37 protein-coding genes are annotated in these 21,928 nt (G+C 70.1%); 34 read left to right on the top strand and 3 right to left on the bottom strand.

The features are described 5' to 3' along the window. Positions 1 to 6: 6 nt before the first annotated feature. The 18 genes from AOQ53_RS07940 (at position 7) to AOQ53_RS07860 (ending at position 11,798) form a co-directional block, all read left to right on the top strand. On the top strand, positions 7 to 441 hold the full coding sequence (locus AOQ53_RS07940; protein WP_059416246.1) for a hypothetical protein: 435 nt from the start codon (positions 7 to 9) through the stop codon (positions 439 to 441). After that, the gene (locus AOQ53_RS07935) at positions 438 to 836 is read left to right on the top strand and encodes an ASCH domain-containing protein (RefSeq protein WP_059416244.1); all 399 of its coding nucleotides are present in this window, start codon (positions 438 to 440) and stop codon (positions 834 to 836) included. Before AOQ53_RS07940 ends, AOQ53_RS07935 begins: the two co-directional genes overlap by 4 nt. Continuing rightward, positions 833 to 1,618, top strand: coding sequence for an HNH endonuclease family protein (locus AOQ53_RS45450; protein WP_201785063.1), 786 nt, complete (start codon positions 833 to 835; stop codon positions 1,616 to 1,618). The genes AOQ53_RS07935 and AOQ53_RS45450 overlap by 4 nt, the downstream gene beginning before the upstream one ends. Next, positions 1,615 to 1,944, top strand: coding sequence for a hypothetical protein (locus AOQ53_RS07925; protein ID WP_059416243.1), 330 nt, complete (start codon positions 1,615 to 1,617; stop codon positions 1,942 to 1,944). Before AOQ53_RS45450 ends, AOQ53_RS07925 begins: the two co-directional genes overlap by 4 nt. Next, positions 1,944 to 2,141 carry a hypothetical protein gene (locus AOQ53_RS07920; RefSeq protein WP_059416242.1) on the top strand — a complete coding sequence of 66 codons (198 nt, stop codon included), beginning with the start codon at positions 1,944 to 1,946 and terminating at the stop codon, positions 2,139 to 2,141. Before AOQ53_RS07925 ends, AOQ53_RS07920 begins: the two co-directional genes overlap by 1 nt. After that, on the top strand, positions 2,141 to 3,121 hold the full coding sequence (locus AOQ53_RS07915; protein ID WP_059416240.1) for a hypothetical protein: 981 nt from the start codon (positions 2,141 to 2,143) through the stop codon (positions 3,119 to 3,121). The genes AOQ53_RS07920 and AOQ53_RS07915 overlap by 1 nt, the downstream gene beginning before the upstream one ends. Next, a complete protein-coding gene (locus tag AOQ53_RS07910; RefSeq protein WP_059416239.1) occupies positions 3,118 to 4,932 on the top strand; it encodes a DNA cytosine methyltransferase in 1,815 nt (604 codons plus the stop codon). Before AOQ53_RS07915 ends, AOQ53_RS07910 begins: the two co-directional genes overlap by 4 nt. 88 nt (positions 4,933 to 5,020) lie before the next feature. Beyond that, positions 5,021 to 5,917: a hypothetical protein gene (locus AOQ53_RS43465; RefSeq protein WP_059416238.1), complete on the top strand. Its 897-nt coding sequence runs from the start codon at positions 5,021 to 5,023 to the stop codon at positions 5,915 to 5,917. Continuing rightward, positions 5,914 to 6,156, top strand: coding sequence for a hypothetical protein (locus AOQ53_RS43460; protein ID WP_059416237.1), 243 nt, complete (start codon positions 5,914 to 5,916; stop codon positions 6,154 to 6,156). Before AOQ53_RS43465 ends, AOQ53_RS43460 begins: the two co-directional genes overlap by 4 nt. Beyond that, entirely contained in the window at positions 6,156 to 7,469 is a 1,314-nt protein-coding gene (locus AOQ53_RS07895) for an ATP-binding protein (RefSeq protein ID WP_059416234.1), read from the top strand. Before AOQ53_RS43460 ends, AOQ53_RS07895 begins: the two co-directional genes overlap by 1 nt. Next, positions 7,466 to 7,738: a hypothetical protein gene (locus AOQ53_RS07890; RefSeq protein ID WP_059416232.1), complete on the top strand. Its 273-nt coding sequence runs from the start codon at positions 7,466 to 7,468 to the stop codon at positions 7,736 to 7,738. The genes AOQ53_RS07895 and AOQ53_RS07890 overlap by 4 nt, the downstream gene beginning before the upstream one ends. Positions 7,739 to 7,784: 46 nt before the next feature. After that, positions 7,785 to 8,402, top strand: a complete 618-nt coding sequence (locus AOQ53_RS07885; RefSeq protein WP_059416229.1) for a hypothetical protein — start codon at positions 7,785 to 7,787, stop codon at positions 8,400 to 8,402. Between the two features lie 73 nt (positions 8,403 to 8,475). Next, on the top strand, positions 8,476 to 9,510 hold the full coding sequence (locus tag AOQ53_RS07880) for an adenine nucleotide alpha hydrolase family protein (RefSeq protein WP_059416228.1): 1,035 nt from the start codon (positions 8,476 to 8,478) through the stop codon (positions 9,508 to 9,510). A 51-nt stretch (positions 9,511 to 9,561) separates the two neighbouring features. Further along, entirely contained in the window at positions 9,562 to 9,804 is a 243-nt protein-coding gene (locus tag AOQ53_RS07875) for a helix-turn-helix domain-containing protein (protein WP_059416227.1), read from the top strand. Next, a complete protein-coding gene (locus tag AOQ53_RS07870; RefSeq protein WP_059416225.1) occupies positions 9,801 to 10,394 on the top strand; it encodes a hypothetical protein in 594 nt (197 codons plus the stop codon). The genes AOQ53_RS07875 and AOQ53_RS07870 overlap by 4 nt, the downstream gene beginning before the upstream one ends. Then, complete coding sequence (locus tag AOQ53_RS44495) at positions 10,394 to 10,534, top strand: hypothetical protein (RefSeq protein WP_167745691.1); 141 nt, start codon at positions 10,394 to 10,396, stop codon at positions 10,532 to 10,534. Before AOQ53_RS07870 ends, AOQ53_RS44495 begins: the two co-directional genes overlap by 1 nt. A 30-nt stretch (positions 10,535 to 10,564) precedes the next feature. Next, positions 10,565 to 11,197: a hypothetical protein gene (locus AOQ53_RS07865; protein ID WP_059416224.1), complete on the top strand. Its 633-nt coding sequence runs from the start codon at positions 10,565 to 10,567 to the stop codon at positions 11,195 to 11,197. 55 nt (positions 11,198 to 11,252) lie between these two features. Next, entirely contained in the window at positions 11,253 to 11,798 is a 546-nt protein-coding gene (locus AOQ53_RS07860; RefSeq protein WP_059416223.1) for a hypothetical protein, read from the top strand. A 52-nt stretch (positions 11,799 to 11,850) separates the two neighbouring features. On the opposite strand, the gene AOQ53_RS07855 is transcribed toward AOQ53_RS07860, so the two are convergent. The 3 genes from AOQ53_RS07855 to AOQ53_RS07845 all read right to left on the bottom strand — a co-directional run bounded on the left by AOQ53_RS07855 (position 11,851) and on the right by AOQ53_RS07845 (position 12,966). Continuing rightward, on the bottom strand, positions 11,851 to 12,096 hold the full coding sequence (locus AOQ53_RS07855) for a helix-turn-helix domain-containing protein (protein WP_059416221.1): 246 nt from the start codon (positions 12,094 to 12,096) through the stop codon (positions 11,851 to 11,853). A 124-nt stretch (positions 12,097 to 12,220) separates the two neighbouring features. Beyond that, positions 12,221 to 12,598, bottom strand: coding sequence for a hypothetical protein (locus AOQ53_RS07850; RefSeq protein WP_148640300.1), 378 nt, complete (start codon positions 12,596 to 12,598; stop codon positions 12,221 to 12,223). A 92-nt stretch (positions 12,599 to 12,690) separates the two neighbouring features. Beyond that, the gene (locus AOQ53_RS07845) at positions 12,691 to 12,966 is read right to left on the bottom strand and encodes a hypothetical protein (protein ID WP_059416217.1); all 276 of its coding nucleotides are present in this window, start codon (positions 12,964 to 12,966) and stop codon (positions 12,691 to 12,693) included. Positions 12,967 to 13,242: 276 nt separating this feature from the next. On the opposite strand from AOQ53_RS07845, the gene AOQ53_RS07840 reads away from it, so the two are divergent. The 16 genes from AOQ53_RS07840 to AOQ53_RS07780 all read left to right on the top strand — a co-directional run bounded on the left by AOQ53_RS07840 (position 13,243) and on the right by AOQ53_RS07780 (position 21,926). Beyond that, positions 13,243 to 13,998 carry a GntR family transcriptional regulator gene (locus AOQ53_RS07840; RefSeq protein WP_059416215.1) on the top strand — a complete coding sequence of 252 codons (756 nt, stop codon included), beginning with the start codon at positions 13,243 to 13,245 and terminating at the stop codon, positions 13,996 to 13,998. A gap of 146 nt (positions 13,999 to 14,144) precedes the next feature. Next, positions 14,145 to 14,366 carry a helix-turn-helix domain-containing protein gene (locus AOQ53_RS07835; RefSeq protein ID WP_059416214.1) on the top strand — a complete coding sequence of 74 codons (222 nt, stop codon included), beginning with the start codon at positions 14,145 to 14,147 and terminating at the stop codon, positions 14,364 to 14,366. Further along, positions 14,367 to 15,053 carry an HNH endonuclease signature motif containing protein gene (locus AOQ53_RS07830; RefSeq protein WP_059416212.1) on the top strand — a complete coding sequence of 229 codons (687 nt, stop codon included), beginning with the start codon at positions 14,367 to 14,369 and terminating at the stop codon, positions 15,051 to 15,053. Next, the gene (locus AOQ53_RS07825; protein ID WP_059416210.1) at positions 15,053 to 15,556 is read left to right on the top strand and encodes a hypothetical protein; all 504 of its coding nucleotides are present in this window, start codon (positions 15,053 to 15,055) and stop codon (positions 15,554 to 15,556) included. Before AOQ53_RS07830 ends, AOQ53_RS07825 begins: the two co-directional genes overlap by 1 nt. Continuing rightward, positions 15,553 to 15,723 (top strand): hypothetical protein, encoded by a 171-nt coding sequence (locus AOQ53_RS44490; protein WP_099054547.1) that lies wholly within the window; start codon positions 15,553 to 15,555, stop codon positions 15,721 to 15,723. The genes AOQ53_RS07825 and AOQ53_RS44490 overlap by 4 nt, the downstream gene beginning before the upstream one ends. Further along, positions 15,720 to 15,935: a hypothetical protein gene (locus tag AOQ53_RS07820; RefSeq protein WP_059416209.1), complete on the top strand. Its 216-nt coding sequence runs from the start codon at positions 15,720 to 15,722 to the stop codon at positions 15,933 to 15,935. Before AOQ53_RS44490 ends, AOQ53_RS07820 begins: the two co-directional genes overlap by 4 nt. Before the next feature lie 98 nt (positions 15,936 to 16,033). Next, positions 16,034 to 16,279, top strand: a complete 246-nt coding sequence (locus AOQ53_RS07815; protein ID WP_059416207.1) for a hypothetical protein — start codon at positions 16,034 to 16,036, stop codon at positions 16,277 to 16,279. Between the two features lie 198 nt (positions 16,280 to 16,477). Then, positions 16,478 to 16,606 carry a pRL2-8 gene (locus AOQ53_RS43455; RefSeq protein ID WP_107084004.1) on the top strand — a complete coding sequence of 43 codons (129 nt, stop codon included), beginning with the start codon at positions 16,478 to 16,480 and terminating at the stop codon, positions 16,604 to 16,606. A gap of 78 nt (positions 16,607 to 16,684) precedes the next feature. Beyond that, positions 16,685 to 16,858: a hypothetical protein gene (locus AOQ53_RS44485; RefSeq protein ID WP_167745690.1), complete on the top strand. Its 174-nt coding sequence runs from the start codon at positions 16,685 to 16,687 to the stop codon at positions 16,856 to 16,858. Positions 16,859 to 16,943: 85 nt separating this feature from the next. After that, the gene (locus tag AOQ53_RS44480; protein WP_167745689.1) at positions 16,944 to 17,114 is read left to right on the top strand and encodes a hypothetical protein; all 171 of its coding nucleotides are present in this window, start codon (positions 16,944 to 16,946) and stop codon (positions 17,112 to 17,114) included. Positions 17,115 to 17,204: 90 nt separating this feature from the next. Then, positions 17,205 to 17,411 carry a hypothetical protein gene (locus AOQ53_RS07805; protein ID WP_059416203.1) on the top strand — a complete coding sequence of 69 codons (207 nt, stop codon included), beginning with the start codon at positions 17,205 to 17,207 and terminating at the stop codon, positions 17,409 to 17,411. Between the two features lie 21 nt (positions 17,412 to 17,432). Next, the gene (locus tag AOQ53_RS07800) at positions 17,433 to 18,677 is read left to right on the top strand and encodes a hypothetical protein (protein ID WP_059416201.1); all 1,245 of its coding nucleotides are present in this window, start codon (positions 17,433 to 17,435) and stop codon (positions 18,675 to 18,677) included. After that, positions 18,674 to 20,776: an FtsK/SpoIIIE domain-containing protein gene (locus AOQ53_RS07795; RefSeq protein WP_059416199.1), complete on the top strand. Its 2,103-nt coding sequence runs from the start codon at positions 18,674 to 18,676 to the stop codon at positions 20,774 to 20,776. The genes AOQ53_RS07800 and AOQ53_RS07795 overlap by 4 nt, the downstream gene beginning before the upstream one ends. Before the next feature lie 222 nt (positions 20,777 to 20,998). Further along, entirely contained in the window at positions 20,999 to 21,466 is a 468-nt protein-coding gene (locus tag AOQ53_RS07790; RefSeq protein WP_059416197.1) for a hypothetical protein, read from the top strand. Between the two features lie 11 nt (positions 21,467 to 21,477). Continuing rightward, positions 21,478 to 21,681, top strand: coding sequence for a hypothetical protein (locus AOQ53_RS07785; RefSeq protein WP_059416195.1), 204 nt, complete (start codon positions 21,478 to 21,480; stop codon positions 21,679 to 21,681). After that, entirely contained in the window at positions 21,678 to 21,926 is a 249-nt protein-coding gene (locus tag AOQ53_RS07780; RefSeq protein WP_059416193.1) for a hypothetical protein, read from the top strand. The genes AOQ53_RS07785 and AOQ53_RS07780 overlap by 4 nt, the downstream gene beginning before the upstream one ends. Positions 21,927 to 21,928 lie beyond the last annotated feature (2 nt).

Genomic DNA, 21,928 nt, shown 5'->3' with positions numbered 1-21,928 from the left:
TCACAGATGACCGACCTCACCTACACCGACGACGACCTCCGCGCCCTCGCGGCGAAGCTGCAGGCACAAGCCGCTCTCGACGCTGAGGGCCGAATCCGGAGCGCCGTCGAGCACCGCTGGGCCGGGAAGGCCAGCGACGAGCAGATCGACGAGGCGTGCGACGAACTCGTCAGCCTCCTCGACAGCGCCGTCGACATGTCGGCCTGGTCCGTGAACCTCGGCGCCCGCTACCTCAAGACCACCACTGAACTCGCCTGGGGCCGCGGCGGCGACGCCTGGGATCTCGCCGTCCAGATCGCCCACCGGCCCGGTCTCTCGACAGAACTCCGCGAAGCACTCACCGGAGCCATCCGGGGCGCCGTGAACCACGTTCTCCACGACCGCGGCATCGACGACACCCACCTCCTGCACCAGCACACCAGCGAGGAGACCAGCCGATGAAGGCCCTGACCATTCGCCAGCCCTGGGCTGGCGCGATCGCCCACCAGTCGAAGCGTGTCGAGAACCGCAGCTGGAAGCTCCCCGCCAAGCACGAGGGCGCCCACATCCTCATCCACGCCGGAGCCCAGCCCGACCGTGACGCCCAGGTCTACGGCGACCACCTCGACGTGTACTCCGCGGTCGTCGCCATCGCCACGATCACCGGCTGCCACTTCGACAACGGCAACCAGGTCTGCTGCAGCTACTGGGCCCAGCCCGGCCTCTACCACTGGGAGTTGACCAACGTCATTGCCCTCCCGGAGCCCGTGCCCGCCAAGGGCGCGCTCGGCTTCTGGACGCCCAGCGACGACGTGCTCACCGCCGTCACCGCACAGATCAAGGAGCCGGTGTCATGACCGCGACCGTGCAGCCCGCCCTCGACGGCAGCGTCCCCGAGCCGCGCAAGACGAAGACGCAGCGGCAGGCCGAGGACTACGAGACGTGGCTCGCCGAAGTCCCCGGCGGCCTGAACGGTCACGCCTTGGCCAAGCCGTTCGTGGAATGCAGCAACTCGGGCTGCGACCGCGAGGCGGCGAAGCGCGGAATGTGCGAGATGCACTACCAGCGCTGGAAGGCAGAGTTCAGGCGCGCTGGGCTCCCGCTCCCGGCGGCACCGCCGCGCCCCACATGGTCTGCCGACCTCACCGGCAACCGTCCCTACGACAAGCAGTACCGGGAAGCGACCAAGCATCGGCTGATCGCCAACAGCGTTGAGGATCCCCACACTGGCTGCTGGATCTGGCAGAAGGCTCTCGACCGCGATGGATACGGCGTGTGTGGCGCGCCCAAGCGCGAGAGCGCGCACCGCGCTTCGTTCCTCGCCTTCATAGGACCCATACCGGCCGGGATGGTCATAGACCACCGCTGTCACAGCAACGCTCCGACATGCCCCGGTGGCACCGACTGCATGCACCGACGCTGCATCAACCCCGCCCACCTTGAGCCCGTAACGGACACAGTGAACGTCCTGCGCGGACGCAGCACATGGGCCAAGAACGCTCGCAAGACCCACTGCCACCGCGGCCACGAATTCACCCCTGAGAACACCTACGCCCGTCCCGACGGGCGGGCCTGCCGCGCCTGCCAGAACGCAGCGAGCGCTGCCTACAAGCGGCGCAGGAAGGAGGTGCAGCGATGAGCGCTCCCATACAGCTGGCTCTCGACGGCTCTGTGCCGAAGTCTCGCACTCAGCAGCGAATCGACGACTATGAAACCTGGGTTGACCTCGTCCGCCCCACCTTCGTCGAGATAGCCCGCACTGGCCAGCCGTTTCTGTTCTGGAAGGTCGCCCGCGACCACGAGCTGCCTGACCCCCCGGACCGCGACCACGACTGGGGTCGGTTCGCCGTGAGCCTTCACAAAGACGGCGTGACCCGCTGCGACGGCTTCGGCCACACCCGCGACAAGTCCGCCGTCCGCCGCTGGCGCGGCACCGTCGCCGCCATGCAGGGGAGGGTCGCCTGATGGGCCACTCCACCGCCCTGTTCCTCGCCGGCTTCGGCCTCACCGTCGGCGTCGCCGCCGTCGCCTTCGCGCTCATCACCCGGCCCGCCCGCCACCTCCCCGCCGCCCCCGACAACCAGCCGCCCACCGACACCACCGACCTGTGGACCTGCCGCCGCATCAACGCACTGCCCACCGCCACCCGGAAGGAGGACTGATGGCCGCCCGCCCCACCCCGCCGCACGGAACCACCGCCCGCGCCTACGGCAGCCCCGGATACCGCCCGCCCTGCAAGTGCGAGCCGTGCAACACCGCACGCCGCCGCCACCACAAGCAGACGCGCGTCAACCGGCAGCTCGGCCGCAGCCCCTTCACCAGCCCGGACCAGGCGCAGGCCCGACTCCGCGAACTGCACCAGACCATGTCCTGGAAAACCCTCGTTACCGCCACCGGCCTGGAGCTCAACGCCCTCCTGCGGATCTACAACGGCCAACGCACGAAGATCCGCAACGAAACCCACGCAAAGATCATGGCCGTCACCGCGCCCGCACAGGGCGACCGCGGCCAATACCTCGACGCCACCGGCAGCACGCGCCGAGCCCAGGCCCTGTCCTCCCTCGGCCACTCCTACGCGACCATCGCCGACGCCGCGAACACCTCCCACAACCGCATCCTCAGCATCGCCAACGGCCGGCAGCCCACCATCCGCCGCGACCTCGCCGAACGCCTGGAGTCCGCCTACCAGCAACTCGCATCCGTCCGGCCGACGGCCAACAAGTACACCAGCCGCACCCGCAACTTCGCCCGGGCCAACGGCTGGGCCCCGCCCGGCGCCTGGGACGACGACACCATCGACGACCCCACCGCCCACCCCGACTGGACCGGACACTGCGGCACCGACCGCGGCTGGTGGATCCACCAGCGCCAGCAGCTGCCGATGTGCCAGCGCTGCGAGCAGGCCCACCAGGAGTGGCTGGCCGAGCACAACGACCTCGATCCGCGGCTGCGCAACCAGGCCCTGTTCAAGGCCCGCAACGCCGCCGTCTCCCGCGAAGCCGACCTCGCCGCCGACGGCCGCGAACTCCTCGGCTACGGCGTCGGCTACGAGCAGGCAGCCGCCCGGCTCGGCGTCAGCAAAAACCACCTCCAGCAGGCGCTCAAGCGCCACCCCCACACCGAGACGGAGCTCGCCGCATGATGTACCGCCACGACAACGACGCGCTCACGGTCATGGACTGGTTCTGCGGCGCCGGCGGCTCCAGCCAGGGCATGCACTCCATCCCCGGCGTCCGCATGGAGCGCGCGGCGAACCACTGGGAGCGGGCGATCGAGTCGCACGCCGCGAACTTCCCCACCGTCGACCACTACCGCGGCGACATCCGAGAAGCCCCGGTCGACAAGTGGCCGGTGACGGACATCTTCTGGGCCTCCCCGGAGTGCCCACAGTGGTCCAACGCCCGCGGCAAGAAGCGCGACTTCGACGCCTCCCTCCAGGGCGACCTCTTCGACGGCTTCGGCCCCTCCGAGGAGGTCGAGCGCAGCCGCGCCCTGATGGAGGAAGTCCCCATGTATCTGCGCGGGGTCATCGCCCGCGGTGGCCTCGTCAAGGCCGGAGTGGTGGAGAACGTCGTCGACGTCCGCGCCTGGGACCAGTGGGACCGCTGGCTCGGCGAGATCCGCAAGCTCGGCTACCGCACGCGGGTCATCGCCCTCAACAGCATGCACGCCGACCCGCGCACCGTGCACAAGGCCCCGCAGTCCCGCGACCGCCTGTACGTCGCCTACTGGCACAAGACCCTCGCCCGTACCCCCGACTGGGACAAGTGGCTCAGGCCGCGCGCCTGGTGCACCGGCTGCGACACCTGGGTGCAGGCCGTCCAGCGGTTCAAGCAGCCCGGCCGCGACATGGGCCGGTACCGGCAGCAGTACGTCTACCGGTGCCCCAACACCACCTGCCGCAGCCAGATCGTCGAACCCGAGACGCTCCCGGCAGCCGTCGCCATCGACTGGACGATCCCCGGCCAGCGCATCGGCGACCGTGCCAAGCCTCTGGCCGACAAGACCCTCGCCCGGATCCAGGCCGGCCTCGACAAGTTCGCCCGGCCGATCACCCTGGAGGCCGCGGGCAACACCTTTGAGCGGCGCCCGCGCGTCCGTACCTGGCCCGTCGACGCGCCCTTGACGACCCAGACCACGACAGCGACCAAGGCCATGGCCTACGAGCCGTTCATGGTCCCGGCCGGAGGCACCTGGCGCAACGACCCGTCCAGCGTGCTGGACCCCATGGCCTGCCGCACCACCCGGGAGAACGACGGACTCGCGATCCCGCCGCTCCTCATCCCTGTCGAAGGCCGCGACGGCAAGGACCCGCGGTCGGCCAACGACCCGCTGCGAACCCAGACCGCCCGCAACGAGACCGGCCTCGCCTGGCTCCCGTTCATGGTCACCATGCGCGGCGGCGGCGATCAGCTGCGCGGACGCTCCATCGGCGAGCCCGTCGGGACCGTGTCCGCGAACGGCAACCACCACGGCCTCGTCACCCCGAACCTGCCCGCGTTCGTGATGCGCAACAACGGCAGCACTGGCGACGGCGGCGAGCACTGCACCTCCGCCGCTGAGTACTTCCGCACCATGACGACGGCCGGCCACCAGTCGCTCGTCACCTGGGAGCACCTCCTCGTCCCTTACTACGGCAACGGCACGGCGAAGACGGTCCGCGAGCCCGTCGGCACGCTCTCCACCCGGGACCGGTACGCGCTCGTCCAGGGCGACGTCGACATCGAGGACGTCCTCTTCCGGATGTTGGAGCCGCACGAGATCGGCCGCGCGATGAGCTTCGCGGACGCCTACATCGTCCTCGGCTCGAAGCGGGAGCGCGTCCGCCAGTACGGCAACGCCGTCACCCCCAACTGCGCCGAAGTCATCGTCGCCGCCCTCGTCGAAGCCATCACCGGCGAGGAGCTCGACCGGCACACCGAGCCCGAGCCGCAGTTGGCGACCGCCGCGTGACCGCGGCCCGCCGGCCGCGCGCCGGACCCTGACCCGCCAGCACCGACAAGCCATCCGCCGCCCGCTCTGACCAAGAAGAGAGAACCCCATGGGCTACGAGCTCCGCCGCCAACTGCGCGAGGCGCTTGGGCCGGACATCACCGGCCTCCAGCGCGCTGTCGCGCTGGAGATCGCCGACGACGCCAACGAGCGCACGCGGCGAAGCTGGGCCGCGCTCGAGGACCTGGCGCGCTGGACCGGCGCCAAGGACGGGAGCGTCGTCCGGAACGCGCTGAAGCGGCTTGCCGCGGCCGGCTGGGAGTTCCGGGTTCCGATCGGCAAGGGCAAGGACGGGCGCGCTCTGTACGCGGTGCCCGGCACCCGGATGACGTTCCTCGTGCCCCACTTCGAAGGGGGAGCCACGGCTACCCCTTCCAGTGGCAAGGGAGAGCCCGGGCTACCTCTAGGGGGAGCCACGGCTACCCCTTCACCCCCACAAGGGGGAGCCACGGCTCACTCAGAAGGTGCCGTGGCTCCTTCTGAAGGTGCCGTGGCTCCCCCCTTCTCCTCATACTCCTCAGACTCAAAGAAGCTAGCTAGCTGGCAGCCCGCCGCTGATCTTGACTACGGGATCCCCGCCGACGCGCGCCCGCTCATCAACAGCCTCGCGGCAGCAGGCGTCAACGTCCGCTGGCCCTTCCGCGGCAACGACTGGTTCCCCCTGCTCGCGCTCATCAAGAAGTCCGGCGTGCCCGCCATGGTCGACCACGCCCTCAAGGTCGCAGCCCGCACCCCGGTCGACTCCGCCCGCTACTTCATGCCGGGCTGGAGCGAACTCGCACCCATCCCGCCCGCCGACACCCCGCGGCCCGCACTCCACGCCGTGCCCGCCAGCCGGTCCACCGCCGACCAGCGCGTCGCCCAGGGCCAGGCCCTCGCCGCCATGTTCCGCGAGCAGGAGCAGCACGCCCTCGAGGCTGGCCACACCAACCAGGAGCCCGCATGACCCTCGCCGAAACCGCAGACCTGCTGTCCATCGCCGCCGCCATCGACAAGCGCACGCTCGGCGAATCCGACGTTCGCGCCTGGCAGATGGTCCTCGACGACATCCCCTTCGAGGCCGCCCGGATCGCATTGCGCGAGCACTACCGCGAGACGACCAAGCCCGCCATGCCCGCCGACATCGTCCGCCGCGCCAAGCCCACCAACACCTACGAGTCCTACGCCGAGAAGGGGATCTTCTAGTGACGATCGACCTCGAGCCAGAGCTGCTCGAGCGGACCCCGCCCCGCGACATCGCCGCCGAGCAGTCCGCCCTCGGCGCCTGCCTCATGTCGCGCAGCGCCTGCGCCGAAGTCCTCGCCACCGTCACCCCCGAGGCCTACTACAAGCCGCAGCACGCAACGATCCACTGCGCGATCGCCGACCTGTTCATGGCCGGCGAGCCCATCGACCAGATCACCGTCGCCAAGTACCTCGGCGACCGCGGCGACCTCGCCCGGATCGGCGGCCAGGTCTACCTGTGGGAGCTCGTCCGGGCCGTCCCCACCCCGGAGAACGGCCCGTACTACGCCGAGGTCGTCCAGGACCGCGGCCTGCGCAGGTCGCTGATCGAACTCGGCACCCGGCTGGCACAGATGGGCTACAGCCCGGACGGCGAAACCACCGAGATCATCGAACGGGCGGTGACCCTCACCCGCGAACTGCGCGACCAGGGCCGCGAGGCTGAGGATCTGCCGCTGGAGGACATCCTCGACTTCGTCCAGCACGAGGACACCTACGACTGGATCGTGCCCGGCCTGCTCGAGCGCATGGACCGGCTGATCCTCACCGCCTCTGAAGGCGGCGGCAAGTCCGTGCTGCTCCGGCAGATGGCCGTCACTCTCGCCGCCGGCATCCACCCGTTCGACACGTGGAAGACCATCGACCCGATCCGGGTCCTCACCCTCGACTGCGAGAACAGCGCCAGCTCCAGCCGCCGCAAGTACCGCCCCCTGCTTGCCGCGGCGAGCGACCTCGAGCAGCCCGTGCAGCGCGGCCAGTTCCACATCGAGTGCCGGCCCGAAGGCCTCGACCTCACCCGCGCGCAGGACCGTGCCTGGATGATGCGCCGCGTCGAGAAGGCCAAGCCCGACCTGCTGATCATCGGTCCGATCTACCGGCTCCACGCCGGTGACCCCAACTCGGAGGAGCTCGCCCGCAAGGTCAGCGTGGTCATCGACGAGGCCCGCGCCACCGCCGGATGCGCCGTCCTCATGGAAGCCCACAGCCCGCACCACAACGGCTTCGGGCAGCACCGCACCCTGCGCCCCGTCGGCTCGTCGCTGTGGATGCGCTGGCCCGAGTTCGGCTTCGGCCTGCGCCCCGTCGAGGACGAGAAGTCCGCCGCACCCGGCGACGGCGCCCGCGGCCGGCGGGTCCTCCCGTGGCGCGGCATGCGCGACGAACGCGACTTCCCCGCCTTCATCAAGCAGGGCGACAAGTGGCCCTGGATCTCCTACAAGCCCATCGACGCCGACCCCCTCACCGGCTACAGCGAGACGGGAGCGATCTGGTGACCGAGTACCCGCCCTACGCCGACACCTGCGAGGAGTGCCTCGCCCGGGCCCGCACCGTCGTCCGGCCCGCGATGGCCCTGCCGGACGGGGACGGCGGCCTCATAGCCGCCTATCGGTGCCCCGCCTGCGGTCACACCTGGACCTGTGCCTGGAGCGTCCAGGCCGGCCCGCAGCCCCCGACCCCGCCCGCGGACCCCGTCGGGCTCGAGGACCTCGTCGCCCAACTCCGCATCCGCATCGCCACCCAACCGCCGCGCCCCGCCGCCTGATGCCCGCCGCGCGTTGACGCCCGCCTGACCACCAGAGGAGACACCGATGAGCACCGACCGCCTAACCCCTGCCGAAGTCCGCCTCGCCCAGTACGGCGAACGCACCAGCACCTGGTCGACCGCCACCTACAACGACGGCGCCGAGAAGGCACTGCACGAGATCGCGCTCGGCCTGAAGGTGGAGATCGACAGGCTGCGCGCCGAACTCGCCCGCCAGGAGCGGCTGCACGGCGACACCATCGACGACCGCGACCGCGCCCAGGATGCCGCCGACAAGCTGGCCTATGCCGTCGCCGCGGAGGACGTCATCGGTGAGCACACTGCCGACAACTCCCCGTGGGCCAACGCCCTCGACCTGATTACCCCGCAGGCCGAAGTGGACAAGCTGCGCGCCGAGATCGCCGTCGTGCGTAGCCAGACCATCGACTGGGCTGCCGGTGTCGTCGACGACAAGCTCTCGGTCGAGCCCGACCACGGGCGCGCCTCAGCCCTGTACGAGGTGCTGCTGGACCTGCGCGGCGAACTGCCCTGCACCTGCGCCCGGAGTAGCGGCCTGCACGAGCGTGAGTGCCGGAAGTACGTGCCCGGCCACGAGCTCATCAGCCCCGTGCTGGCCATGCGGGCGTACCGCACCGAGCGCCCCGCCGCCACCCCTGCCCCGTGACCGCAGACGGCCCGCTCCGGGGCGTATCCGGAGCGGGCCTGGTACCGACCCTACCCAGACCCGGAGGAACCCGATGACCACCCAGCCCGACACGCCCCCGACCCTGCGCCTGCTGTCTCTCGGCGCCGGCGTCCAGTCCACCACCCTGCTGATGCTCGCCGCTGAGGGGCGCCTCCCCGGCTTGGACGGTGCGATCTTCGCCGACACCGGGTGGGAGCCCGCCGCCGTGTACGAGCACCTCGACCGGCTGGAGGAGGAGATCGCCAAGCCCGCCGGGATCCCGATCTACCGGGTGTCGACCGGCCGGATCCAGGACGACGTCCTCGACCCGGACAAGCAGCGCTCCCTCCCGGCGCACACCCGCGACCCGGAGACGGGCGAGGACGGCATGCTGAACCGGCGCTGCACGCAGACGTACAAGCTCACCCCGATCCTCCGTCAGACCCGCCTCCTGCTCGGTGCGACGACGTCCGACCCGAAGCCGTGTCGGTACTGCGACGGCAAGGGCAAGCGGATCGCCCCGTGGCGGATCAAGCGCAACGACATGACGCCCGGTCCGTGCTCCGTGTGCGACGGCACCGGCACCCTCTCCCGCGTCAACCAGCCCCCGGCCGGCGTGTGGGCCGAGACGTGGATCGGGTTCTCCACCGACGAGATCGGCCGCGTCTCCGACCGCGGCGACACCCGCTACTCGCGGTCGCGGCACCCGCTGCTGGAGCTGAACATGTCGCGCACCCAGTGCGACGCCTACCTGAAGCACCACGGCTGGACGTCGGTCGAGAAGTCGGCGTGCATCGGTTGCCCGTTCCACGGCAACGCCGAGTGGCGGCGCATGCGCGACACCGACCCCGAGTCGTGGCGTGAGGCGGTCGCGTTCGACAAGGCGTACCGGACCGGGCCAGGCCTCCGCCACGAACGGTTCCTGCACATCTCCCGGCTGCCCCTCAGCGAAGCGCCAATCGACAAGATCCGCCGATCCGAATGGCAGATGGACACGATCTTCGACGCCGCCTACGAAGCCGAACTCGCCGAGAACGGCGACCCCGACGGCTGCTCCCCGTGGGCCTGCCGCTCCGGCCAGCCCGTCACCGCCGAAGACGCCGCCTGACCACCCGCCCGCCGGCCGTCTCGCGCGGCCGGCCCCACCCCTGGAGTGACCGTGAGATCCCTGACCGCCCGGCAGCGCCAGGTGCTGCTGCTCGCCGCCAACGGCAACACCAACGCCGCCATCGCCACCTGGCTTGGCGTCAGCCCGCACTCGGTCGCCGAGATCCTCACCGCCGCCTACCGCCGGCTCGGCGCCTCAGACCGCGCCCAGGCCGTCGCCATCGCCCTCGCGGTGGGGGAGCTCGGCGTGCACCAGATCCACATCCCCGACACTCAGCGAGAGGCCGCCGCATGACGACGCGACCGGACCCCAACACCCCCGAGGTGCCCCAGAAGGCCACAGAAGGCCGCCAGAGCGCCTCTGAGGGGTCGAGTGGGCAGCGAGAGGCCCTGAGGGGTCAGAACGGCTCGCAGGAGGGCGCTGAGGGCCTCGATGGCGAGAAGCAGCCCCGCGGCCCCGTCGACTGGGCCCGCCACTACGCCGAGCTGCGCGAGGCGGGCGGCCGGCCGAGCACAACGACCGTCCCCCAGCCGGAACTCGACGCGCTCAACGAGCGCATGGCCATCTACCGCGCGGCATGGCACAGCGCTCGCGGCCGGGCCGTGCACCAGCGGTGCATCAACGCCGACCTGCGCACCGAACTGGCCGCCAAGAGCAAGCGCACCGATCAGGCCGAGGCCGCCATCGCCCGCGTCCGCGCCCTGCACTACCAAGACGGCGACTACTGCGCCCTCTGCACCACCGACTTCGGTCGGCTGTCCGCGCCCTGGCCCTGCGGCACCATCCGCGCGCTCGACGAGCCGCCCGCCCACAACGACGGCCCCAGCGTCGCCGAATGCGCCGCCAACGACCGGCTCTGGCCGCTGCAGAAGGCGGGCGAGTGATGGGTGACCCTCGCTGGCTCAACGAGCCCATTGCTGTGCCCCGCTGGATCACCCTGTCCTTCGCGGCCATCGCGGTTGTGACCGTCGTCAACTGGGCCCTTGCCGCCCTGCTCTGGATCCTGCAGCACCTCCCCGCATAGCCCGCACCGCCCCGCACCAAGGAGCCCGCCATGCTCGACGCCCCGTCGCCCCGTTGCGTGATCTGCCCGCGCCAGCTGCTCGACCACGAGACCGGGAGGTTCATTTGCCTGCGATGCGAGCACCGCATCGACCAGGACCTGCGCAAGTTGGCCGGGCCCGCAGGCCTCTACGCCCGGCTCTGCCTGCGCATCCAGCCCGGCCGCGGCGGCAGCGACGGGCCCGTCGTCACCCGCAGCAGCGGCCACCCCATGCCCTGCAACGAGGCCGTGCTGACGATGACCGCCAACGGGGGTCTGGTGTCCACGCTGGAGACTTGGGTCGAGGACTGGGCCAGCTACGGGCTCGGCGTCCACGGCACCGGCGGCCGGCTCCAGCACCGCGTCGACCAAGCCGTCGACACCCTCCGCCGCAACCTCACCCGGGCTGCCAGCCGACACCCGGCCCTGGACGAATGCGCCGACGAGATAGCGCGGATCGTCCGTCAAGCCGAAGCGATCATCAGCGGCGAACGGGCACCCCGCCGCATCCCCGTCACCTGCCCCTGCGGCACCGTCCGCGCCGTCACCCTCGACACCGACGGGTTCCAATGCCGCGGCTGCGGGGCCGAGTACGGGCACTCGGAAGCGCTCCAGCTCACCGTTGCGGAGAGGCGGGCGGCGTGAACTGCCCTGCCGCAATTCGTTAGCCCGCCACCCTCCCCACTGAAAGGCCCCAACCATGCAGAAAATCCCGACCCTGTTCGTCCGCAACCCCGACGACCGGCGGCGCGTCCTGCCCGAGATCACCCCCGGTTGCGAGTGGGTCCTCGAAGGTCAAGGCGCGGCGACCCGCAAGTACGACGGAACCTGCATCCTCCTCGACGAGTCCGGCGAATGGTGGGCCCGGAGGGAGGTCAAGTCTGGGAAGACGTCGCCGGCGAACTACGTGCCCGTGGAGCACGACGAGACGACCGGTAAGACCGTCGGCTGGGAGCCCGTCGAACAGTCCTCCTTCATCAAGTTCTTCACCGAGGCGCGCGAGATCCGGGCCGACTGGGCGCACGGTACCTACGAACTCTGCGGACCGAAGATCAACGGCAACCCGGAAGCGCTCGACCGGCACACGCTCATCCGACACGCCACCGCCGAACGCGTCGACCCCGACTTCGCCCACCGCACCTACGACGACATCGCCAACTTCCTCCACCGACACCAGTGGGAAGGCATCGTCTACCACCACCCCGACGGCGCGATGGCGAAGATCAAGCTCCGCGACTTCGAGTAGACACTGAAGGGCCCGACCGCAACCCGCGGTCGGGCCCCTCTTGCATTTCCGCCTACGCGGCTTCCTCGATCACCGGCGTCCTCTTGCCGTTGAGCACTTGCCGCACCCATCCCTCGCTGAGCCCCAGCCGCGCCGCCAGCTCCGCCACCGGCACACCGTGCCGGTTCGCCGCCCGCAGTGCCTCATTACGCCGCAGCTGCCACCGCTCCCGCGCCGGGCCACCCGCCACCGTGCGGTGCAGGAACACCGCCAACGCCAGCAGCAGCCGGCCAGCCGTGTCATCGAACCTACGCGCCATGAAAGCCCCCTGTCGTGGTCGCGACACCCCGCTCACCGATCACGGTCGGCGGAGTGCGACAGTCCCACAAGGGCGCGAAGTGGGCGCACACGCAGAACACCCCCGCATCAACACGGCGACACGGCTACAGCTGCGGGCCCTGCTCTCGCCACGCCGCCTCCACAGCGGCCAGGAATTTCGTGTACGCATCCCGCTGGTTCCAGGAGAAGAGAATCGTCCTCGGATTCCCTGCCGGCTGCTGTTGCGTCGCCGTCGTTAAGTTGCGGAGCGCACCCGGATCCTCGGCCGTCATCAGATGCACGTGCCCATTCACCAGCCTCGTCGGCGGCACACTGTGGATCTTCAGCACGTCTGACAACTGGACGCTGCCGCTGCGGTTGCCACCCAGCCGCGCCACCCAGATCCTCTTGAACTCGACCCGATCCGCAAACAGCAACGCCGACGCCTGCCAGCCCTTGAACACCCGAGGCTCTGGAGACATCGCCCCCTTCGAAAGATCCATGGACGGCAGTCTGGACCGACGGCAAGAACGACGACAGGCGAACGCAGAAAGCCCCGCCCGGAGTGATCCGGGCGGGGGCTTTGAATCATGCTTCAGACGCGCGACACCGCCAGCGGCGCCGGCACCGGCGGGGAGTCCAGGTCCAGCCCCTCCGCGAGGAGCATCCGGGCCGCGGTGTCCCGCTCGAAGGCGCTCCGGCCGGGCGGCATCGACAGGACCCGCGAGCCGTCACGGCGCTCCACCAAGGCGCCGAAGAAGCCCCGGTCGGTGATGCTGGAGTCGACCAGGTCCACGTCCAGCTCGGCGAGGAGCTGGGGGAGCGGGGTGTCGAGCAGGTGGTCGGTGGCGATAGCAGGCGCTACAGTCATGGGCAGACTCCATCTCAGCAGGATTGAGTTGCTGTCGGCGGGTGGCGACCCGCCGTTTCTTCGGCCGGACGGTGGCGACCGTCCGGCCGTTTTCGTGTGTGGGCGTGCGAGGCCCCGCTGCGGTGTGCGCACTGTCACAACGCGGCTACGCCAACGTAGCGCTCTAGAGCAATTGGCGCCAGTCTCTCGCCGGGATCTGCCAAAGGTGCGCATTGACCAGCGCTGATGTAGAGCAGGTAGCGTTGCTCTAGATGAATCCGTCCCTAAGGAGAGCCTGTGCCACGCAAGCCCGGCGAGCCGCACAAGTACCGGGAGATCGCCGACGACCTGCGTAGGCGGATCAATGCCGGCGAGTTCGGCGAGAAGCGAAAGTTGCCCTCCGAGCGGGATCTGCGCGCGCTCTACGACGTCTCGCAGATGACCGTTCGCCAGGCCCTTGGCGTGCTGCGCGACGAGGGCCTGATCGAGTCGCGCGTCGGCTCCGGCTGGTACGTCGCCGAATGGCGGCCCATCGTTCGTAACGCCCTCAAGCGGCTCTCGACCGCTCAGTGGGGCGAAGGGCGATCGATGTGGGACGTCGACATCGATGACCGTCAGCTTGAGGCACGTGACGTGCAGATTGAACTGATCGACGCCCCGGCGGAAGTGGCCCGCGCCCTCGATCTGGAAGAGGGCGAGCCGGTGTGGCGGCGGAATCGGCGCTACGTCGTCGAAGGGGAAGTCGTCATGCGCGCGACCTCGTACATCCCGGACGACCTCGCGCGCGGCACGCGCATCACACAGATCGACTCCGGCCCGGGTGGAACCTATGCGCGACTCCGCGAAGCGGGGCACGGGCCGGTGCAGTTCCGTGAGCAGCTGCGGTGTCGACTGGCTACCCCGGCGGAAGTGGATGACCTGCACCTGGCGGCCGGCGCGCCCGTTGTAGAGCAGCACCGCTCTGCGATGCGTGCAGATGGTCGTGTCGTCGAGATCAACCGAATGATTCTGGACGCTTCCAGGTTCCTACTGGTGTACGACTTCCCCGCCTGACCTGCCACTTCGTCGGCCCCCACCCATCGGGTGGGGGCTTTTTTGTTGTCTTAGATGTGCTCCATCTGCTCTAGAGCTATTGATTGCTCTGGAGCGATCTGCTTCTATCTAGGTGTCCACCCCAGTCGACCGCAGGGGAGCACCTAGTGACGTCTGCATCTGTCGCCCCCACGGGCGACTACCTGACCACCGGACAGGTGGCGAAGCGCATCGGCAGTACGCCCCAGCATGTGCGCAGCCTCATCACCTCAGGACGGCTGTCCGCGATCAACATCGCCAAGGGAGTCGGGCGCCCCCGCTTCCGAATCGCCGAATCCACGCTTTCCGAGTTCCTGCGCACCGCGCAGGTCCCGGGTGAGGTGGCCTAGGTGAAGACCGCAAAGCCCGACCTCCACAGCTTGAAGCCGGTCACGTTGCCGTCTGGCCTGAGCCGCCAGCTCACCCAGCCGGAGCTCGACAGGCTCTGGCCCCGTGTCACGCAGAGCGAGAGCGGCTGCTGGATCTGGACCGGCCGACGGTTCAAGGCTGGCTATGGAGCCTTTGACCTCAACCAGAAGGCCATGTACGCCCACCGCATCATGTACATGATCTTCATTGGCGAGATCCCTCAGGGCGCACACCTCGACCACCTGTGCCGGGTTCGTGAGTGCTGCAACCCGCAGCACCTTCAGGCCGTCACCTGCCACGAGAACATCATGCGCTCGCCGATTGCGCCTGCTGCGGTCAACGCGGACAAGACCCACTGCAAGCGGGGTCACCCGCTCTCTGGCGACAACCTTGAAGTGCGCGAAGACGGTGGCCGCCGCTGCCGTACCTGCGCCATCACGTCGGCACGTCAGCGGTACGCAACTGCCACCAACACGCCTCTCAACGAGGCGCCCATTGCCCTCTCCAGCCCACCCGCGCCGCGTCGCCGTCGTGGCTCGGAGGTCTGCGCCAAGGGTCATGTCCTCGACTCCCAGAACACCTACACAGACCCGAAGGGCTACAAGCACTGCCGTGCCTGCCGGGCCGCCTCTCAAAGTCGCCACGAAGCCAGGAAGAAGGCACGCTGATGAGCACAGCAGTCGAGACCGGTGCGCACGAGCGCACCGACCACGCGGGCACCGCCCCGCTTCCGCCGGCCGCCGCTGTGGCGCTGCACGGTTACGAGCGTGCGATGACTGACCGCAACCTGTCGCTCGCTGATCGCCTCGCTCACGAGGCAGCCACGCACATCTCGTGGAGCTCCCGCGAGAGGTACCTGCGCAACGTCGGCGCGAACGGCCTCATCCCCACGGCCGGCGGCGAGATGCTTGCCGACCGCATGGGGCACTTCGCCCACATCGAGGTCATCGTCGACTTCGTGTCGGAGGTCTCCCCTGACGGCGACGTGCTGTTGGTTGTGACGAGCCTCGACGGTACGGGCCGGGCCCTCGCCATGGTGGACGCGGTCGATCGGGCGGACGCGCTTGAGTGGATGTACCACATCGCTTCGCTGCATGGCCGGGTCACCACTCTGCTCGGCCAGCCGGGCCTGGACATGCGTCGCGCTGCCATCGAGAAGGTGTCCCGGTGAGCGCCCGTGAGGTTCTCGACCACTTCCCGGCGGGTCACCCGCGTGGCTCGTGGCCGGCGGAGGAGCGTGCGGCTGAGCTGACCCGGTCGGGTACTCCGGCCACGGTCCGCATGGACCCGAAGAACGACCGGTTCATTGTCGTGGCGGAGCGCGGTGAGAGGTCGTGACCGCCGAGCGGGACCTGCTGGAGGCGGTCGTGGAGGCCTTGACGCTGCCTCACGGCAGCGACGACTACGACCAGCGGATCCTTCGCCGTGCCAGCCTCGCCCGCGTCGTCGCCCGTGAGGCGCTTGCCGAGGACCGGGGTCGTCTCGCCTGGAACGCCGACTACCTGCGCCGGAAGCTGCGCGAGGAAGAGGCGCGGCACCCTCAGGGCTGACGCCCACCCCATACCGCCGCGGTGGCGGTGTTCGCCCCCGTCCCGCCACCGCGGCTTCCCACCCCACCCATACCTGCACCCGAAAGGGCTATTCCGCCATGTCTCCGTACCTGTCCGACGCCGACCTTGCCGCCACGACCGACCTGGGCGCCCTCCGCCGTAAGACGATCACGGTCGCCGATGCCATGGCCGACCACGCCGCGTCCCTGATCGTCGAGTTCGCTGACGCCCGGGCGGCCGGCCGCTTCGACCAGATGAGCCTGATCCGCGACCACGCCTACGCCATCGACCCAGAGCTGCTGGCCGAGTTGGACGGCTTCGACAACTACCCGGCTGCCGCCTGATGGCCGGCGAGGAGCTGGCCCGGGCTGCGGGTGAGGCGACTGTCGACACCTACCGGGCGGCGAGCGTATTCGGCGAGACGCACGAGGTGACCCATCTGGCCGCTGGCCGGGCGCTGAAGCTCGCTGTCGAGGCGCAGCAGGCGGGTGCGTCCCCGGCTGACATCTGCCGGGCGGCCGGCCTACCCGAGGGGAGTCCTCGTGCCTGAGGGCCGCTGCGCGCAGTGCGAGGAGCACGCGGAGCTGCACAAGGGCAACTGGCTCGGCCTCGGCAAGGACAACGAGCCGTGCCCGCCGTGCGAGGACCACGCCAAGAACGGCTGCCGCTGACCCCCTGATCCGCCGGGCGCGGTCCATCCCCTTGCCGCGCCCGGCACCCCGACCGACTCAACCCGAGAGGAGCCCGTCATGGGCTGGAAGCAGGACCGTGCCGAGATCAAGCGGCTGATGGCCGCCCGACCGGACCCCGACGGCAAGAACGGCTGCGACTCGCAGGAAGCCCAGGCCGTCAACGCCGAACTCGACCGCAAGTTGCGCGAGCAGCCGATCTGGCGGCGAGCCCGAGCCCTGTACGAGGACTGACCGGCTGCCCGCCGGGCCCGTCTCGCACGGGCCCGGTCGAGGGGAACCGCTCAGCGTTCCGCCATCTACCCGAGAGGACGACTCCGTGCCGAAGTTCAAGCTCACCGCGACCAGCCGCACCGGCCAGAAGGTCAACCCGCTGGGCGGTTCCACCGACTCGGTGACCGTCTACAGCCAGGCGGACCTCGACCGCCGCGTGAAGGCCGCGAAGACCGACCCGCGCGACCTCGACGTCAAGGTCGAGCGCCTCAGCTGACCGGCTGCCCGCGGCCCGCGTCTCGCACGTGGGCCCTGGAGAACTGGCGCAGCGTCACCCTCCCCGTCCGTTCCGACCAAAGAGGTCGTCATGTTCCGTCGTGTCTTCGTCTGGCTGCTGCTCGCAGCGTTCCTGATCGTCGTCGGCTTGTGGCCGCCGGCTGCCGCCCCGATCGACTGGGCCGCTACCGGCGCGAACGTCGTCCTCGCCGCGATCCCCGGGCCGGTGCTGTTGCTCGCCGCCGTCGCCGCCTGGCTGAAGCACCGGCCCGCCCCCGTCAAGACCGCCACCGCCTGAGATCCGAAGGGACTGATACCCGTGACCGCCACGTCGTTCGAAATGGTCAACGGCCAGGACCGCTTTGACCCGGTCGCGCTGGCCGAGGCGGAGGCGATCCGGACCCGCGCCGCCGCCGAAGCAGAAGCCGCCCGCATCAAGGCCGAAGGTGAGGCTGAGGCCGAGAAGATCAAGGCCGCTGAGGAAGCCCGCAAGCAGAGGATCGCCAACGACAAGGCCGAGGCCCGGGCCCTTGAGGAGCAGGCCGCCCGCGCGGCCCGCATCGCCAAGCTCAACCGGGAGCGCGACGAGGAGGAGCGCGCCGCCCGGGAGGCCGAGGAGAAGGCTGCCGCCGAGGAGAAGGCCGAAGCCGCGAAGGCCGCAGAGGTCGCTGCCGCCGAGGAGCAGTGGCGCCAGTACGCGCTGCGCTTCTACGCCGTCTGCTCAATCGTCGCTCTGCCCGTGCAGATTGCCGCGTTCTACAACCCGAACGCCCTGTGGCTGATGGCCGCGCCGATCATGCTCGAAGGCGGTGCGTGGGTCGTCCTCAAGGGCGCCCGGGCTGCGGCAGTCGACCGTCGCCCGCACTGGCACTACCGGCTAATCGCTTGGGTGCTGGCCTTCATCGCGGCAGCGATCAACCTGTGGCACGGGCTGCACGCCTTCGACCCGGCCACCGCGATCGGCACCGCGTTCGCGTCCATCGCCGGTCCCGGCGTGTATGACCTCCACGAGCACGGGCAGATCCGCAAGCGCGACGGCGCGCTCACCCGCAAGCAGCGCAAGGCCCAGGCGAAAGCCGAGCGAGCCGAGGCCGCCCGCCAGGCCGCGGAGGAGAAGCGACGGGCTGCCGACAAGGAGGCCGCCGAGCGTGCCGCGGCCGAGGCCGCGGAGAAGCTCGCGCAGGCCCGCGCCAAGGAGTTCCCGAAGGTGTGGCAGCACGCACTGCGGCTCGCCGCAGCGCTCGGCGAGACGACCGTCACCGAGGCGGTCTGGAAGCGCGCGCACCGAGACGTGGAGGGTGCCGACCCGTCGGAGTCCGCGGAGATTATCCGACTGCGCAACGCCGCCGAAGCGAGGGTCGAAGCCGCCCGGCAGAAGCGCTCCGTGAACGGATCATCGCAGCAGGTCGCATCGCAAGTGCCCGGCGCGAAGAAGCCCCGCGTCTACAACCCTCCCGCCCGCCGCGGAAAGCGCACCAAGGGTGACGTGAAGTACGCCCCCGCCGCCCGTCGTCAGGCCGCCATCACCGCCAAGCAGACCGCCGCGAAGAAGGAGTCGCAGTGAGCATCGAGACGACCCCCAGCAGCACCCCCGACCCGGAGTGGGAGCGCATCGTCGGCGGCTACCTGAACGCCCCCGGCGAGGCGCCCGTCGAGAAGCAGACGACGTCCGTCGACCTGATGGGCGACACCCCCCTCACCCCCGCCTGGACGAAGACCCGCACCGGGTGGAAGAGCCGCGCCGAGGTCGGCCGCGTCAACACCGTCCGCGGCTTCCGCAAGTGGCTGCGTCGGCAGGCCACAGAGCACGGGCACGCCTCGCAGATCGGTCGCGGGATCCGCCGCACCGTCCTGTGGGTGCAGGGCACCGAGGGCGCGCAGGTCCTCGCCGCCCGGTACGAGGTGCAGCAGACGCAGCGCGATTACAAGGCTGCGAAGTGGGCGCACGACCGGCGGCTGATGCCCGGCAAGGAGAAGGAGAAGCGGCGCCGGGAGATGGAGGGCGCGTTCGCCGACTCGGCGTCGGCGATGAGCAAGTACCGGTCGGCGCAGCGGGACGCCCGCATGCGGCGGGCCGTGCGGGGCGTTGCTGCCCTCACTCCGATCGCCGGAGTTGAAGGAGCGAGCCTGCAACTGCTCGGCACCCCCGGCGGGCTCGCCGCCACGGCCGCAACCCTGGCCACGTTCGCCCTGATCGGGCGGCGCACCACGGCGGGGGAGCTGTACACCGACCGCGACGCGAAGATCGGCGACGGGGACCGGATGACCGACGACATGGTCAACCGGGTGTACCGCGACGCCCGCGTCATCGCCGCCGACGACACCCTGCGCCTCAGCACCCCCTGCACGCTCACCGCCGACGGCAAGGCCTGGCAGGTCGTGTTCCAGCTGCCGTCTGGCACCCCCGCTAAGAAGGCGCTCGGAGCGCGCGAGGGCATCGCCAACGGCTTCGGCGTGTCCGTGCAGCAGGTCCACCAGACCCGCGGCGACCGCGAAGACACCATCCACCTGCGGGTGTCGCTGAAGCTGCCGTTCTCCACCAAGCCGACCCGGGGCCCGCTGCTCGACGCCGAGCGGGTCAACCTGTGGCAGCCCATCCGGATGGGCGTCAACCTGCGCGGCGAGGAAGTCATCACCTCGTGGGTCGAGCGGTCCGGACTCTTCGGTGGCGAGCCCGGCTCCGGCAAGTCCGCCGCAGCCAACGACCTGCTGCTCGCCGCCGCGCTCGACCCGACCGTGCGCATGTACCTCGCCGACGGCAAGGCCGGCGCCGACATCACCCCGTTCGAGCCGATCGCCACCATGTACGACACCGACGGCGACCCCGACAAGCTCCTCGACATCCTGCAGTACATGTGGGACGTCGAGATCAAGGAGCGGCGGGCGCTCGCCAAGGAGCACGGCTCCCGCAAGCTGACCGAGGCGATGGCCGCCGTCGACCCGCGGGTCTGCTTGGCCGTTCTCCTCGTCGACGAGTGGTCGTCCTACGGTGCCGCCGCCGACCAGAAGACACGGCAGGAGATGGAACGGCTGCTGCGGCTGATCGTCCAGCAGGGCCGGGCGCTCGGCATCATCAGCCTCGCCGCCACACAGAAGCCCGACAGCGATTCCGTACCCACCGGGATCCGCGACATCCTCTCCATCCGCTGGGCGATGCGCTGCCTCACCCCGCAGGCCTCCGACACGATCCTCGGACAGGGCTACGCCTCCGCCGGGCACAACGCCCAGGACATCCTCAAGTCGCAGCGCGGCGTGGGCATCTACATGGACGGCGAAGGCGCCGAGCCGGAGCTGGTCCGCGGCGACTACTACGACGACGACGAGGTCGCCGCAATCCTGGGCCGCGCCTACTCGCTGCGACAGGAGGCCGGGACGCTGCCGCTGGGCCCGCTTGACCGGCTGCGCGCCGCAGGTGAGGACGGCGAGATCCTCGCCACCCTGTTCGGCCTGTACCCGGAAGGCGTCGAGATGCTGCCCACTGCCCGGGTCACCGAAGGGCTTGCCGCAGCCGGCCATCCGGTGACTGCCGACCGGCTGGCCGTGCTCGTGCCGCGCACCGACGAGGAGAAGCGGCGGCAGGAAGTCAGCGGCAGCAAGGTGTCCGTCTACCCGCTCACCGCGGTGCGCCGGGCGGTCCTCGACCGCTACGACATCGGCCTGTGAGCCCCGTCCAACCCCCGTCCACTGACCTGGTTTGACCCGGTATGAACCCCGTCCAGCCCCCGTCCCGGCCGTCGCGACTCCGTCCGGCCGGGACGGGCCCCTCGACCCTGCAGACGGGCCACCGCCGAACCCTGACCAGCACAAACACAGGCCCGGACGAGGGCCAGGACGGCCCGAACAGCCCCCAGACCACCCGGAACGATCACCCCGCAGGAGCCCGCCATGTCCGCCAAGACCGACCCGACCCGCACCGGAATGACCGACGCCGAGGCTGAAGCGCAGGCGCGCCAGATCATCGCCGACTTCGCCACCTCCTACCGTGACCAGACCCCGCTCCCGCGGTACGGAGACGCCCCGCCCGTACCGCAGCCCGGCATCCCGCCGATGTCGCAGCGCACCACCGAGACCGCCCGGGCCGTCATGTTCTGCAGCCTCGCCACCGTGCCCCCGGGCCTGATCGCGGTCGCCGTGATGGTCGCCTCTGAGCACGCCAACCCGACCGTCATTGGCATGATCTGCGCCGCGCCAGCCGCGATCGCCGTGCCGATCCTCGCCCTGGCCCGGCTCCTGCGCCGAGCCGGCCAGGCCGCCCCCGCCGAGATCCACCAGCACTACACCGGCCACGTCGACCAGCGCACCGTCCAGACGAAGACCACCGGCCTGTGGGCCAAAACCAACAATCAGCAGTGAAGGAGACCGCAATGGAACCGACGATCTACGGCATGGAGCTGGTCCTCGGCATGGAGATCGAGGACGGCGTACCCGACTGCCACGGCGAGGAAATGAAAGACGAGGGCACGGACAGGTACGGCGACCGCACATACACCTGCCGCACCTGCGGGACCGTCATCGAAGTCGATGACCTGGGACTCGTCGACGCCATCCGCGAGAAGGCTGCGTCATGACCGAACCCATCTGGTGGCCGCAGGTGCTGGCCGCGACGTCTCTGCGTCGTCAGGCGGCGGGCATGCTCCTCGCCCACGCCACCCCCACCGTCGTTGGCGGCACGCTGCGGCTCACCTTCGCCCGGGCCGATGTTGCCGCGGCGTGGCGGGACAGTGGGGCGCAGGCCGCGCTCGAAGGGGCGATGCAGCACTGCGGAGTGGCGATACCCGTACACGTCCGTACCCTCACAACTCAGGAGGTCTAGCC

Source organism: Streptomyces azureus (assembly GCF_001270025.1).
GTDB lineage: Bacteria > Actinomycetota > Actinomycetes > Streptomycetales > Streptomycetaceae > Streptomyces > Streptomyces azureus.
This window is presented reverse-complemented; position numbering and strand designations above follow the sequence as displayed.